Annotated in this window: 13 protein-coding genes; 5 read left to right on the top strand and 8 right to left on the bottom strand. The window is 60.1% G+C overall.

Annotation, left to right across the window (positions count from 1 at the left end):
- Positions 1-11: 11 nt before the first annotated feature.
- The gene (gene fadD1 / locus KVQ82_RS07960; RefSeq protein WP_047295961.1) at positions 12-1,709 is read right to left on the bottom strand and encodes a long-chain-fatty-acid--CoA ligase FadD1; all 1,698 of its coding nucleotides are present in this window, start codon (positions 1,707-1,709) and stop codon (positions 12-14) included.
- A gap of 362 nt (positions 1,710-2,071) precedes the next feature.
- Positions 2,072-3,760, bottom strand: a complete 1,689-nt coding sequence (fadD2, locus tag KVQ82_RS07955) for a long-chain-fatty-acid--CoA ligase FadD2 (protein WP_041068686.1) — start codon at positions 3,758-3,760, stop codon at positions 2,072-2,074.
- A gap of 242 nt (positions 3,761-4,002) precedes the next feature.
- Here fadD2 and KVQ82_RS07950 point away from each other — a divergent pair, with 242 nt between their 5' ends.
- On the top strand, positions 4,003-4,947 hold the full coding sequence (locus KVQ82_RS07950) for an alpha/beta hydrolase (RefSeq protein WP_041068683.1): 945 nt from the start codon (positions 4,003-4,005) through the stop codon (positions 4,945-4,947).
- A gap of 43 nt (positions 4,948-4,990) precedes the next feature.
- Positions 4,991-5,461, top strand: coding sequence for a MaoC family dehydratase (locus KVQ82_RS07945; RefSeq protein ID WP_003227420.1), 471 nt, complete (start codon positions 4,991-4,993; stop codon positions 5,459-5,461).
- A 141-nt stretch (positions 5,462-5,602) separates the two neighbouring features.
- On the opposite strand, the gene KVQ82_RS07940 is transcribed toward KVQ82_RS07945, so the two are convergent.
- A complete protein-coding gene (locus tag KVQ82_RS07940; RefSeq protein WP_025112834.1) occupies positions 5,603-6,070 on the bottom strand; it encodes a PA2169 family four-helix-bundle protein in 468 nt (155 codons plus the stop codon).
- Positions 6,071-6,276: 206 nt separating this feature from the next.
- On the opposite strand from KVQ82_RS07940, the gene KVQ82_RS07935 reads away from it, so the two are divergent.
- Complete coding sequence (locus KVQ82_RS07935; RefSeq protein WP_003213031.1) at positions 6,277-6,513, top strand: DUF3820 family protein; 237 nt, start codon at positions 6,277-6,279, stop codon at positions 6,511-6,513.
- Positions 6,514-6,544: 31 nt separating this feature from the next.
- On the top strand, positions 6,545-7,726 hold the full coding sequence (locus tag KVQ82_RS07930; protein ID WP_222018569.1) for an aminotransferase class V-fold PLP-dependent enzyme: 1,182 nt from the start codon (positions 6,545-6,547) through the stop codon (positions 7,724-7,726).
- 5 nt (positions 7,727-7,731) lie between these two features.
- On the opposite strand, the gene KVQ82_RS07925 is transcribed toward KVQ82_RS07930, so the two are convergent.
- The 4 genes from KVQ82_RS07925 to zwf all read right to left on the bottom strand — a co-directional run bounded on the left by KVQ82_RS07925 (position 7,732) and on the right by zwf (position 11,480).
- Positions 7,732-8,457: an intradiol ring-cleavage dioxygenase gene (locus KVQ82_RS07925; protein WP_108183586.1), complete on the bottom strand. Its 726-nt coding sequence runs from the start codon at positions 8,455-8,457 to the stop codon at positions 7,732-7,734.
- Between the two features lie 173 nt (positions 8,458-8,630).
- Positions 8,631-9,296 (bottom strand): bifunctional 4-hydroxy-2-oxoglutarate aldolase/2-dehydro-3-deoxy-phosphogluconate aldolase, encoded by a 666-nt coding sequence (locus KVQ82_RS07920; protein ID WP_007969324.1) that lies wholly within the window; start codon positions 9,294-9,296, stop codon positions 8,631-8,633.
- Positions 9,297-9,313: 17 nt separating this feature from the next.
- Entirely contained in the window at positions 9,314-10,027 is a 714-nt protein-coding gene (gene pgl / locus KVQ82_RS07915; protein ID WP_222018568.1) for a 6-phosphogluconolactonase, read from the bottom strand.
- On the bottom strand, positions 10,014-11,480 hold the full coding sequence (gene zwf, locus KVQ82_RS07910) for a glucose-6-phosphate dehydrogenase (protein WP_041068660.1): 1,467 nt from the start codon (positions 11,478-11,480) through the stop codon (positions 10,014-10,016). Before zwf ends, pgl begins: the two co-directional genes overlap by 14 nt.
- Before the next feature lie 226 nt (positions 11,481-11,706).
- Here zwf and KVQ82_RS07905 point away from each other — a divergent pair, with 226 nt between their 5' ends.
- The gene (locus KVQ82_RS07905; RefSeq protein ID WP_169842436.1) at positions 11,707-12,567 is read left to right on the top strand and encodes a MurR/RpiR family transcriptional regulator; all 861 of its coding nucleotides are present in this window, start codon (positions 11,707-11,709) and stop codon (positions 12,565-12,567) included.
- 147 nt (positions 12,568-12,714) lie between these two features.
- Here the strand turns inward: KVQ82_RS07905 and KVQ82_RS07900 are convergent, their stop codons facing one another.
- Complete coding sequence (locus tag KVQ82_RS07900) at positions 12,715-13,569, bottom strand: D-hexose-6-phosphate mutarotase (protein WP_086791892.1); 855 nt, start codon at positions 13,567-13,569, stop codon at positions 12,715-12,717.
- Positions 13,570-13,698: the final 129 nt, after the last annotated feature.

Genomic DNA, 13,698 nt, shown 5'->3' with positions numbered 1-13,698 from the left:
GGCTTTCTGTTTTACGCGGCGTTCTTCGCCTTGATCTTCTTCAGCTCTTCGTCACGCAGCTCGCGGCGCAGGATCTTGCCGACGTTGGTGGTCGGCAGTGCATCGCGGAATTCCACCGAACGCGGCACCTTGTAACCGGTGACGTTGGCGCGCATGTGTTCCATCACGGTTTCCTTGGTCAGGGTCACGCCCGGTTTGGCCACGATGAAGATCTTGATCGCTTCGCCCGACTTCTCGTCCGGCACGCCGATGGCCGCGCACTGCAACACGCCCGGCAAGGTTGCCAGCACGTCTTCCAGTTCGTTCGGGTAAACATTGAAACCGGACACCAGGATCATGTCCTTCTTGCGATCGACAATGCGCATGTAGCCATCGGGCTGGATCAGCGCGATGTCACCGGTCTTCAGCCAGCCTTCGCTGTCGAGGATCTCGTCGGTGGCTTCCTGACGCTGCCAGTAGCCCTTCATCACTTGCGGGCCCTTGACGCACAGCTCGCCGATTTCGCCCATGGGCTGCTCGACACCGGCATCGTCGATGACTTTGCACAGGGTCGACGGCACCGGAATGCCGATGGTGCCGATCTGGATGTTCTGGATCGGGTTGACCGTGGCCACCGGGCTGGTTTCGGTCATGCCGTAACCTTCACAGATCGAGCAGCCGGTCACGGCTTTCCAACGCTCGGCCGCGGCCAGTTGCAGGGCCATACCGCCGGACAGGGTGACTTTCAGGTTGGAGAAATCCAGCTTGCGGAAACCTTCGTTGTTGCACAGCGCCACGAACAGTGTGTTCAGGCCAACGAAACCGCTGAACTTCCACTTCGACAGTTCCTTGACCATCGCCGGCAGGTCGCGCGGGTTGCTGATCAGGATGTTGTGGTTGCCGATCAGCATCATCGCCATGCAATGAAAAGTGAACGCATAGATGTGGTACAGCGGCAACGGGGTGATCAGGATCTCGCAGCCTTCGTTGAGGTTGGAGCCCATCAGCGCCTTGCACTGCAGCATGTTGGCGACGAGGTTGCGATGGGTGAGCATTGCGCCCTTTGCCACGCCGGTGGTGCCGCCGGTGTATTGCAGTACCGCGACGTCGCTGCTGTGCGGGTTGGCTTCGGTCACAGGCTGGCCCTGGCCCTTGCTCAGCACGTCATTGAACTTGACGGCTTTAGGCAGGTGATAGGCCGGCACCATCTTCTTCACGTACTTGATCACGCTGTTGATCAGCAGGCGCTTGACCGGCGGCAGCAGGTCGGCGACTTCGGTGACGATGACGTGTTTGACGCCGGTCTTCGGCACCACGGCTTCCGCCAGGTGCGCCATATTGGCCAGACACACCAGGGCTTTGGCGCCGGAGTCGTTGAATTGGTGTTCCATTTCCCGCGCGGTGTACAGCGGGTTGGTGTTGACCACAATCAGCCCGGCGCGGATCGCACCGAAGACGGCGACCGGGTACTGCAGAACGTTGGGCAGTTGCACGGCGATTCGATCACCGGGCTGCAAGTCGGTATGCTGTTGCAGATACGCGGCAAACGCACCGGACAATTCGTACAGTTCACCGTAGGTGATTGTCTTGCCCAGGTTGCTGAAAGCCGGTTTGTTGGCGAAGCGTTGGCAGGACTGCTTCAACACTGCCTGAATATTCGGGTACTCGTCTGGATTGATGTCGGCAGCAATTCCAGCCGGGTATTTATCCTTCCAAAAGTCTTCGATCATGGAAGCCCACTCCTCAGCAACGCGAATTCTTCACCGCATTTGATGCGATTATTATTGGTGTGTGTTTTGTATTGGTGAATCTGGCTTTTCTACAGGCCGAGAAGTCACAAAGCGCGCCGAGAGTAGCAGCTTTGCCAAGGGCCGACTAGAGCCAAAAGCGGCCTCCATGGTCACTTTAATGACTCAAGACTTTCTAACAGTCATTTTAGAGCAAAAATCCTATATCACCCTGAAAGCCCCGGTTTTCCGGGCCTTCACCCCCCAAAAAGCATCGCGGGCAAGCCCGCTCCCACAAGGTTGATGGAGATCCCTGTGGGAGCGTGGCTTGCCCGCGATCCGCGCAACGCGCGGCCATTCACCGATCAGGCGATATCGCGCAACTCCCGCCGCAAAATCTTGCCGACCGGCGTCATCGGCAATGACTCACGCAGCACGATGTGTTTCGGCACTTTGTAGGCCGTGAAATTCTCTTTGCAGTACGCCTTGAGCTCTTCGAGGCTGACCCCGGTTTCCCGCGCCACCACAAACAGCTTCACCGCCTCGCCCGAACGCTCATCCGGCACACCGATCACCGCGCAGTTGGCGACTTTCGGGTGAGCCATCACCACGTCCTCGATCTCGTTGGGGTACACGTTGAAACCGGAGACGATGATCATGTCCTTCTTGCGGTCGACGATGCGCACGAAGCCGTCCGGGTCGATCACCGCAATATCACCGGACTTGAACCAGCCCTCGGCGTCCAGCACTTCGGCGGTGGCCTCGGGTTTGTGCCAGTAGCCTTTCATGATCTGCGGGCCTTTGATACACAGCTCGCCACGCTCGCCCATCGGCTGCTCGACGCCCTCGTCATCGATGACTTTCAGCAGCGTACCCGGCACCGGCAGGCCGACCGTGCCCAGGCGCGACTTTTCGCCATACGGGTTGGTGCAGGCCACCGGCGAGGTTTCGGTCAGACCGTAACCTTCAGTAATGCGGCAACCGGTGATCTGCTCCCAGCGCTCGGCGGTGGCCTTGACCAGCGCGGTACCGCCGGAGTTGGTCAGCTTGAGGCTGGAGAAATCCAGGGTCTTGAAGTCCGGGTGATCCATCAGCGCGACGAACAACGTATTCAGCCCGAGCAACGCCGAGAAGCGCCAGTTCTTCAGTTCCTTGATGAAGCCTGCGATGTCTCGCGGATTGGTGATCAGCACGTTGTGGTTACCGGAAACCATCATGCACATGCAGTTCGCGGTGAAGGCATAGATGTGATAAAGCGGCAGCGGCGCCACCATCACCTCCTGCCCCTCACGCAGCAGTGGCTGACCGTCAGGCCCCAGTTGGGCGAGACAGGCGCGCACTTGTTGCATGTTCGCCACGAGGTTGCCGTGGGTCAGCATCGCGCCCTTGGCCAGCCCGGTGGTGCCACCGGTGTATTGCAACACGGCGATGTCGTCGAGGCTGACTTTCAGCGGTTTGATTCCCAAACCACGGCCCAGGCGCAGCGCACTCTTGAACGAGATCGCCTGCGGCAGCGAATAGTCCGGGACCATTTTCTTCACTTTGCTGACCACAGTATTGATCAGCCAGCCCTTGGCGGTGGGCATCAGATCGCCCATTTTCGCTTCGATCAGGTATTGCAGGTCGGTGTCCGGCAGCACTTCCTGGACCTTCTGCCCGAACATGTTCAGGTATACCAGCGCCCGGGCACCGGAGTCCTTGAACTGGTGGCGCATCTCGCGCGCGGTGTACAGCGGGTTGGTGTTGACCACGATCAGCCCGGCGCGCAAGGCGCCGAACACGGCAATCGGATATTGCAGCACGTTGGGCATCTGCACCGCGATGCGATCCCCCGGCACCAGATCGGTGTGGGCTTGCAGGTAACCGGCGAACGCCGCGCTGTAGCGCTCGAGTTCCGCGTAGGTCAGGGTCACGCCCATATTGCTGAAGGCCGGACGGTCCGCGAATTTCTTGCAGGAACGCTCAAACACCTCGATCACCGACTTGAACTCGCCCATGTCGATGTCCAGGGGTACGCCGGCGGGGCGTTTGTCATTCCAGAAATCAGGTTGCATTGTTCTTGTCCTCTTTACCTGAATCGATCCGGGAGCCGCTTTTCTGTGGTTTCGCGCTGATCCCTGAGGGCACAAAGCAAAAAGCGGAGCTTCACGGACACTAGCAGTTATGGCCATTGAGGCAAATAAGGGCAATGGCGACATTGATCGTATGAATCTTCGTGCCGTGGCGTGAGCTGATCGGACGCGCTATACAATGCAACGACTGCGGGCCGTAACCGCTCGATCAAAAAGGAATTGCCATGATCCACCGTGCCTTCTGGCTGGACGCGAGTGACCGCAGCCGCCTGTTCGTCAACCAGTGGCTGCCCGCCGCGCCATTGAAAGCAGTCATTCTGCTGGCCCACGGCATGGCCGAACACAGCGCTCGCTATGAAAGGCTGGCGAATGCGTTCTGCGAACAAGGCTATGGTGTGTATGCCCCGGATTTGCGCGGGCATGGCAAAACCGCCGAACACGGGACGCTCGGGCATTTCGCCGATGACGACGGCTGGTGCAAAGTGATCGGCGATCTGGCCAGCCTCAATCAGCACATCGGCCAGCAGCATCCCGAGGTACCAATCATCCTGCTCGGGCACAGCATGGGCAGCTACCTCGCCCAGGGTTACCTGCTGCATCACAGCGCCAGCCTGCACGGGGCGATTCTCAGCGGCTCGAACTTCCAGCCTGTCGCGCTTTACGGCGCGGCGCGGCAAATCGCCCGTTTCGAAAAACTGCGTCAGGGTGGCAAAGGCCGCAGCGCGTTGATCGAGTGGTTGTCGTTCGGCTCGTTCAACAAAAAATTCAAACCGGCGCGTACCCCGTTCGACTGGCTGAGCCGCGATCCGGTGGAGGTCGATCGCTATGCCAGCGACCCGCTTTGCGGCTTTCGCTGCACCAACCAACTGTGGATCGACTTGCTCGGCGGCTTGCAGCAGATCAGCAAAGCGTCCAATCTCGCGCAGATCGACCCGGGCCTGCCGCTGCTGGTGATCGGCGGTGAATGTGATCCGGTGAGCGAAGGCAAACGTCTGACAGATCTGGCCGAAGCGTTGCGCTCGGCCGGCAGCCAGAACCTGCAACTGAAGATCTACCCGCAGGCGCGGCACGAATTGTTCAATGAAACCAATCGCGACGAAGTGATCGCCGATGTGCTGGCCTGGATCGACCAGGCGCTGAGCCATCGCCGCCCTCATCGCAGCGAATAATTTTTTGTGGATTCACTTTAATCCGTCACAGGAATCAAGACCGATGACCCAGGTTACCAACATCCCTTACGAAGCCCTCGAAGTCGGCCAGACCGCCAGCTACAGCAAGACGGTGGAAGAACGCGACATTCAGCTGTTCGCCGCGATGTCCGGCGACCACAACCCGGTGCACTTGGACGCCGAGTTCGCCGCCGCCAGCATGTTCAAGGAACGCATCGCCCATGGCATGTTCAGTGGTGCGTTGATCAGCGCGGCCGTGGCGTGCGAGCTGCCTGGGCCGGGCACCATCTACATCGGTCAGCAAATGAGCTTTCAGAAGCCGGTGAAGATTGGCGACACCCTGACCGTGCGTCTGGAAATTCTCGAGAAATTGCCGAAGTTTCGCGTGCGCATCGCCACTCGCGTGTTCAATCAGCGTGATGAATTGGTGGTGGATGGCGAGGCCGAGATTCTCGCGCCGCGCAAGCAACAGACCGTGACCCTGCCGACGTTGCCGGCGATCAGCATCGGCTGATGGAAAAAATCGCAGCCTTCGGCAGCTCCCACCGTGGAATGCGTTCCCCTGTAGGAGCTGCCGCAGGCTGCGATCTTTTGCTTTCCCCTCACGCATAAAAAAACGCCAGACTAGCTGGCGTTTTTTATAACCTGCAAACGCTTACGAACGCGCGCGAGCCTGGTTACGCAGGGCTTTCACCTGGTCGTGATTGCGTTGCACGCCGTGGTACTGACGCTCAACCAGGTCACGGATGCCGACCAGGTTGTGCTTGTTGATTTTCTCGATGGCTTCACGATAAGCCTTGAGTGCATGATCTTCACCGCGCTCGGCTTCGTTCAGTACAGCCTCTTCGTCCTTGCCGGTGAACATGGCTTTGACGTCGACCCAGCGACGGTGCAGGTCACCGCTGACGCTGGTAGAGGTTTCCGGATCACCGCCCATCGAACGCACGGTAGCCTGCAGTTCGGCAGCGGCAGTGGCGCAATCGGCAGAACGCTTGGCGAACAGCGCTTTGAGTTCTGGATGCTTGATGTCTTCGGCGCAAGTCTTGAACCCTTCCTGACCGTCCTTGCTGGTTTCGATCAGGTCGTTGAGTACAGAGATGGCTTCTTTGTTCATGTCAGTCATTTTTCAATTCCTTGCGGTTGGTTGAAGATGCAAGGGTTATTGCAGTGTGCGTGCCAGCTTTTTGATAAAAAATAAATCCTTATTTTTCAACAAGTTAAAGATATTTGAACTATCTGTATCACGGTTATTTGCATGATCTGTCATTTGGCCTGCATGCAGAATGCCTGTATTTTCCAGAGTGTTCCGAAGCCAGATGATTGCCCCTGATGAATCCTGAAAAACTCGAACTGCTGATCACCCGTGAAATGCCCTTTGGCAAGTACAAGGGCCGGATCATTGCCGACCTGCCGGGCCCTTATTTGAACTGGTTCGCTCGCGAAGGCTTCCCTCACGGCGAGCTCGGCGGACTGTTGGCGCTGATGCAGGAAATCGACCATAACGGTCTGTCGGAGCTGCTTGAACCGCTACGCGCCAAACACGGCAAACCCGCCCCGCGCCACTGAAGCGCCCTCCCCTTCCTGAGCCGAGTCGACCATGCCTGACAACACCCGCCGCGCCCGTGACGAAGCATTCTGGCAAACCTTCGCCGATCGTTACGAAGCGCAAACCGGCCCGCTGAACCTGGAGAACGGTTACTTCGGGCGCATGTCGCGCACAGTGATCGAGGACTATCAGCGCAATATCGAGATGATCAACACCCGCAACTCGGTGTACGTGCGCCAGCGTTTCGAACAACACGACAGCCTGGAGATCCGTGCGCAACTGGCCGAGACCATCGGTGTGCGCGCGCAGAGCATCGCCTTCACCCGCAACGCCAGCGATGCGCTGCAGTCGCTGATCCGCAATTACAATCGCCTGCAGCCGGGCGATCAGGTGCTGATCTGCGACCTGGAATACGACACGGTCAAAGGCGCCATGCGCTGGCTGGCGCGCCATCGCGGCGTGGAGGTGATCGAGATCAGCCACACCCATCCGGCCACTTTCGACAGCCTGCTGGATACCTATCGCGAAGCCTTCGTCCGCTATCCAAAACTCAAGCTGATGGCCCTGACCCACGTGACTCATCGCACGGGGCTGGTGATGCCGGTGCAGGCCATCGCTGCGCTGGCGAAACAACATGACGTAGACATTATCCTCGACGGCGCCCACGCCCTCGGCCAGATAGAGTTCAACCTTGAAGCCTTGGGCATCTCGTTCGCTGGTTTCAATCTGCACAAATGGATTGGTGCACCGTTGACTCTGGGTTTTCTGTACATCGCCCCGCAGCGCCTTGCCGACATTGATCCGGACATGGGCGAAATGCACTTTCCGGCCAGCGACATCCGCGCGCGCACGCCGTACAGCACACCGAACATTCCGGCGTTGATGTCCCTGCCGCTGGCGCTCGAGGAGCATCGTTCGCTCGGCGGCGCAGCAGCCAAGGGCGCGCGACTGAATTACCTGCGCAACCTGTGGGTCAGCGCCGTGCGCCACTTGCCGGGGATCGAAGTGATGACCCCGGACGATCCGCGCTTGTATTGCGGCATCACCTCGATGCGCTTCACTCGCCACACCGATCAACAGGTGATGGTCGAACGCCTGCTCGATGAGTACCACTTGTTCACCGTGGTGCGTAACGGTGCGGCGAGCGGGCCGAGCATCCGTATCACTCCGGGATTGACCACCACGGCGGCTGACATGCAGTTGCTGACCCGTGCACTCAACGAGCTGCGCTGATCCGTTCACACGGTGTACTTGTCGAAGTCCTCGGGCTTGATCTGCGACGAGGCGGCAAAGGTGTCGATGCCGATGGTCAGGTGGCCGAAAAAACCGTCCTCGTGCGATTCACGCCCGATCGGCCACACCGTCAAGGTTGAGCCCTCGCCGCCCATGTTGGCGTAGTAGCTGTCCTCGGCGTTGTTCAACGGTGCAGAGGCCCGCCCGCGATAGTCCCGGGCATTGAGCACGGCGCGGGACACCACCTCGGGAAAATACAGCTGACCGACCCAGGCCACGTTGCGCTCATCCAGATATTCACTGCCGCTGACCATGCGCACGGCCACATGAATGTGCAGCGCCCGACCGGCATAGAACCCCGGATAGATGGTGGTGAAGCGCGCCCGTCCCTGCTGATCACAGAACTGGCTGCCGCGCAGGTAGGTGTCATCATCGGTACGCGGGATCGAGCCGATGGCATCGGTGTCGACCTCCCGATCCGGATTGATCCGGCTCCACCCCGAATAGGCGCCCCGCGCATTGCAGTGCCAGATATCCACCAGCGCGCCGCTCACCGGCTCGCCGGTCATCGCGTCGACGATCGTCAGGCGCAGCAGCAGTGGCAGGCCCTCGGCGCCCTCGCTGATATTGCGTCGCAGTAATTTGGGATTGCGGAAATACGGCCCGGCGATCTGCTCGGGCGCCAGTTGATACACCGGTTGGGGTGTTGCGGCTGAAGTGTCTCGTTCCATGACGCGTTCTCTCTTCCATAAGATGAACGCAGATTAACGGCGCACGCCGCTCTCGGTGCGGTAACTATGTATCGCGTCATTTCTCATGACTTTTTCCGGGCAAAAAAAAACGGTGCACCGACCAAGCGCACCGTAAAGCCGTAGAACACACAACGAAGTGTCGGGTAAAACGTTTAGTCCAGCAGTGCCAGGGCCTCGGCAGTGCATTCCTGAATACGCGCCCAGTCGCCGTTCTTGATCCACTCCGGATCGAGCATCCAGCTGCCGCCCACGCACATGACGTTTTTCAGCGCCATGTAGCTCTTGATATTGGCCGGGCCGACGCCACCGGTCGGGCAGAATTTCACTTCACCGAACGGGCCGCCGAGGGCCTTGATCGCCGCCACGCCACCGCTGACTTCCGCCGGGAACAGCTTGAAGCGGCGATAGCCCAGGCCATAGCCTTCCATAATGCCGGAGGCGTTGCTGATGCCGGGCAGCAGCGGAATCGGGCTGTCGACGCTGGCTTCGAGCAGGTCACGGGTGATACCCGGGGTGACGATGAACTGCGAACCCGCCGCTTCAGCCGCCGCAAGCATGTTACGGTCGAGCACGGTGCCGGCGCCGGTCACCAGTTCCGGACGCTGCTCACGCAGGATCTGGATCGCCTTGAGACCGAACTGCGAACGCAGGGTCACTTCCAGCGCAGTCAGACCACCCGCGGCCAGGGCGTCGGCCAGCGGCAGCACGTCCTGTTCACGGGCGATGGTGATCACCGGCAGGATCCGCGCCTTGGCGCAGAGGCTGTCGATCAGGGCAACTTTGTCCGCCATGGAAACGGTCGGGGATGGGGTTGTCATAGCGGCTGTTCCTTGGCTCATGGGCACCAGTAGATCTCTAACGTAGGTTGCAGAAACGCGCGCACCGGCATGGCCGCGACGTCGTCGGATGCCAGTGCGGCATTCAGTGTGGTCAGTTTCGATTGACCGGAAATCGACAGAATCTTGTGCTTCGCCGAAGCCAGCAGCGCGCGGCTCATGGTCAGACGTTGACGCGGCACACTCGGCGCCAGCATTGGCCAGCAGCGACGGCTGCCGTCAGCCTGCAACGCTTGCGTCAGGTTCGGGCTGTCGGGGAACAGCGACGCGGTGTGACCGTCATCGCCCATGCCCAGCACCAGCACGTCAATCGGCGGCAATTCGGCAAGCAAGCGGTCGGCCTGCTCCGCAGCCTGCTCGACGTTCGCCGCCGCGCTGTAGAGGCTGAGGAACTGCGCCTTGGCGGCCGGGCCCTTGAGCAGGTACTGCTTGAGCAGACCGGCGTTGCTGTCGGCGTGTTCGACCGGTACCCAGCGCTCGTCGGCGAGGGTCACGACGACCTTCGACCAGTCCAGCTCCTGCTTGGCCAGGTGCTGAAAAAACGCCACCGGGCTGCGACCGCCTGAGACCACCAGCACCGCGTTGCCGCGTGCAGCGATGGCATCGCTCAACTGCTTGGCAACGTTCAGCGCCAGACCTTCGGCCAACAGCACCGGGCTCTTGAATTCGTGGGCATTCACGCCCGCGGGCAGTTTCACATCAGATATCGCCATACCACGACCTCCCGTCCCGCGTGATCAGTGCAATCGAGCTCATCGGCCCCCACGACCCGGCCGCATACGGCTTGGGCGCGTCACCGGACTTCTTCCAGCCGGCGATCAACTGGTCACACCACTTCCACGCGGCTTCGATTTCATCTTTACGGACAAACAGGTTCTGATTGCCGTTCATCACTTCCAGCAACAACCGCTCGTAGGCGTCGGGGATCCGCGCACTGCGCCAGGTGTCGGAGAAATTCAGTTGCAGCGGGCCGCTGCGCAGTTGCATGCCCTTGTCCAGGCCTTGCTCCTTGGTCATCACACGCAAGGAAATGCCTTCGTCCGGTTGTAGACGGATGATCAGTTTGTTGCTGATCTGCAGGCGCTGTTCCGGCGCAAAGATGTAGTGCGACGGTTCCTTGAAGTGAATGACGATCTGCGACAGCTTCTGCGGCATGCGCTTGCCGGTCCGCAGGTAGAACGGCACGCCGGCCCAGCGCCAGTTGCGGATGTCGGCACGCAGGGCGACGAAGGTTTCGGTGTCGCTCTGGGTGTTGGAATTCGGCTCTTCGAGGTAGCCCGGCACGGACTTGCCTTCGCTGTGCCCGGCGATGTACTGACCGCGCACCACCTGCGTGGTCAGGCCTTCCGGGCTGATCGGCGCCAGGGCCTTGAGCACCTTTACCTTTTCATCACGAATGCTGTCGGCGGACAGGTCGGCCGGCGGGTCCATGGCGATCAGGCACAGCAGCTGCAACAGGTGATTCTGGATCATGTCGCGCAGCTGGCCGGCCTTGTCGAAGTAGCCCCAACGGCCTTCGATACCGACCTTCTCGGCCACGGTGATTTCCACGTGGGAGATGTAATTCTGGTTCCACTGGGTTTCGAACAGGCTGTTGGCGAAACGCAGGGCGATCAGGTTCTGGACGGTCTCTTTGCCCAGGTAGTGGTCGATGCGATAGGTGCGGTTCTCCGGGAAGAACTGAGCCACGGCGTCGTTCACCTTGCGCGAGGATTCCAGATCGGAGCCGATCGGCTTTTCCAGAACCACGCGGGTGTTTTCTGCCAGACCGACTTTCGCCAGGTTCTCGCAGATCGCGCCGTACACCGCTGCCGGTGTGGCGAAGTAGGCAATCATGCGTTGCCCGCTGCCGGCCGCTTCGGCCAGCGCCACATAGTCTTCAGCCTTGAGGAAGTCGACGTGCAGATAGCTCAGGCGCGCGAGAAAGCGCTCGGCCACCGCCTCGTCCAGCTCTTTGCCGACGTAACGGCGCAATTCGGCGGCGATAAACGCCAGGTGCTGCTGCTCGGAACCGGGTTCACGGGCCAGCGCAATAATGCGCGTGTTCTCGTGCAACAGGTCGGCGCCATCGAGGTGATAAAGGGCAGGAAACAGCTTGCGTAGGGCCAGATCGCCCAGAGCGCCGAACAAGGCAAAGGTGCACGGTTCAACCGTAATCGAAGGCATGATGTTTGTTCTTTTATCAAGTTAAGCTACAAATACCTTTTTTCAAGGCATCACTCAAGGGAAAATGTAGTAATAACCACAACATTTTCGCAAAATACAGATTCCGAGTGGTGGTCGGTCGGAGCCATCAGTAGGATAGGCCACCGTCACGGGCCACATCAAAGGCCCAATTTGCATAGCCCGGCGCACCTTTGCGCAGGTGAATTAGGAATTCCATATGGACCGCGTGCGAAATTTACTGGAACAGATCCAGAGTCGCCTTGAAGAGCTGAACAAGGCCGAACGCAAAGTCGCCGAGGTGATCCTGCTCAACCCACAGCAGGCCACCCGCTTCAGCATCGCCGCCCTCGCCCAGGCCGCGTCGGTGAGCGAGCCGACGGTCAACCGTTTCTGCCGTTCGTTCGGTGTCAGCGGCTACCCTGAACTCAAGCTGCAACTGGCGCAGAGCCTGGCCAGTGGCGCGGCGTATGTCAGCCGCGCGGTGGAGGCCGATGACAATCCCGAGGCGTACACGCAGAAGATTTTCGGCAGTGCCATCGCTTCGCTGGACAGCGCTTGCCAGGCGCTCGATCCGAACCTGATCAGCCGCGCCGTCGACCTGTTGATCCAGGCGCGGCAGATCCACTTTTTCGGCCTGGGTGCTTCGGCTCCGGTGGCGCTGGATGCGCAGCACAAATTCTTCCGTTTCAATCTCGCCGTCACCGCGCACGCGGATGTGCTGATGCAGCGGATGATTGCGTCAGTGGCGCACACCGGCGAACTGTTCGTGATCATTTCCTACACCGGTCGTACCCGCGAACTGGTGGAAGTGGCGCGCATCGCCCGGGAGAACGGCGCTTCGGTGTTGGGCTTGACCGCGGAGAATTCGCCGCTGGCCAAGGCCAGTACCCTGAGCCTGAATATTCCGCTGCCGGAAGACACCGACATCTATATGCCGATGACCTCACGGATCATTCAGTTGACAGTGCTGGATGTGTTGGCGACCGGCATGACCCTGCGTCGCGGGGTGGATTTCCAGCCGCATCTGCGCAAGATCAAGGAGAGCTTGAATGCCAGCCGGTATCCGGTGGGTGACGAGTTCAACTGAGGCCTGATAATTCTTTATTGAATGATCCGACCTCTTCGCTGGCAAGCCAGCTCCCACAGTGTCCGGGTCGTCCACAAAATCCATGACCGCCACTGAATCTGTGGGAGCTGGCTTGCCAGCGATGGGGCCAGCAGCCACCGTACAAACTCAGGCAGCAGCCCACGCCTGCAAACTCAAATGCGCCTTCTCCCCCGGCGCCAGATGCAGGCTGTCGGTACCGCCCGCCGCCGCTTCGACACAGACAAACTCCGCCACTTCATCCCAGCTCACCCCCAGCAATGGTCGCGAGCCAGGATGCCAGACCACGGTGTCGCCGCTGTCACCGGTATCGATGCACAATTCGCGCTGCCAGGCGTGATCCTTGAGCTGCAATTCGCCGTCGTGCTGGAACACCCGCTGACAACCGCCCTCCACGCGCAGTTCGCCTTCCTGCTGGCAGGACTGGCGGCTCAACTGGTCATAACCCTGCGCCCCTTCGAGCCCGGACAGCGCTATCTCACCGACATCGCCAATACGCCAGTAAGCATGCAAAGCCTGGCTCAACTGGCACGGCATGTCGTCCTGATGCTCGGTGCTCAGGCGTAATTCCATGCGTTCGCCCAAATGCGCGTGCAGGTCGACCTGCCAGTCGCACAGCTGCAATTGCCAATGCAGGCGCACGCCATCCTCGGCACTGCTGCTGTCGATCAGTTTCCAGTCGAGCAGTCGCGCCCAGCCATGGGACGGCCATGCGTTTTCGCTCGGATGGCGGCCATACCATGGCCAGCACACTGGCACACCACCGCGAATGGCACCCACGTGCGGCCACTTCGCCGCACACCATAACCACGGTTTCTGCCCGCGCGGCTGAAAGTGCAGCAACTGCGCGCCCTGGCGACTGAACACCGCCTGACACAGCGGATGGTCGATCACCAGCACATCGCGCATCTGATAGCGCTCCCAGGCAAACACCGGTCGTTCGCGCAGGGATTTGAAGAAGCGTTGCAGCGGATGCTCATGCATTGGCCACGGTCCTGAAAATCATGGGGGTACTCAATTACCTTTGTGCCCAGTGAGAGTGAACACTGTGGCGAGGGGATTTAGCGAAACGTCGCACCGCCCCGATGGGGCGCGGAGCGGCCCTGAACCAAT

This window comes from Pseudomonas sp. AO-1 (assembly GCF_019775695.1).
Lineage (GTDB): Bacteria > Pseudomonadota > Gammaproteobacteria > Pseudomonadales > Pseudomonadaceae > Aquipseudomonas > Aquipseudomonas parakoreensis.
The sequence above is the reverse complement of the archived record's forward strand: the minus strand, read 5'-3'. Positions and strand labels throughout refer to the sequence as shown.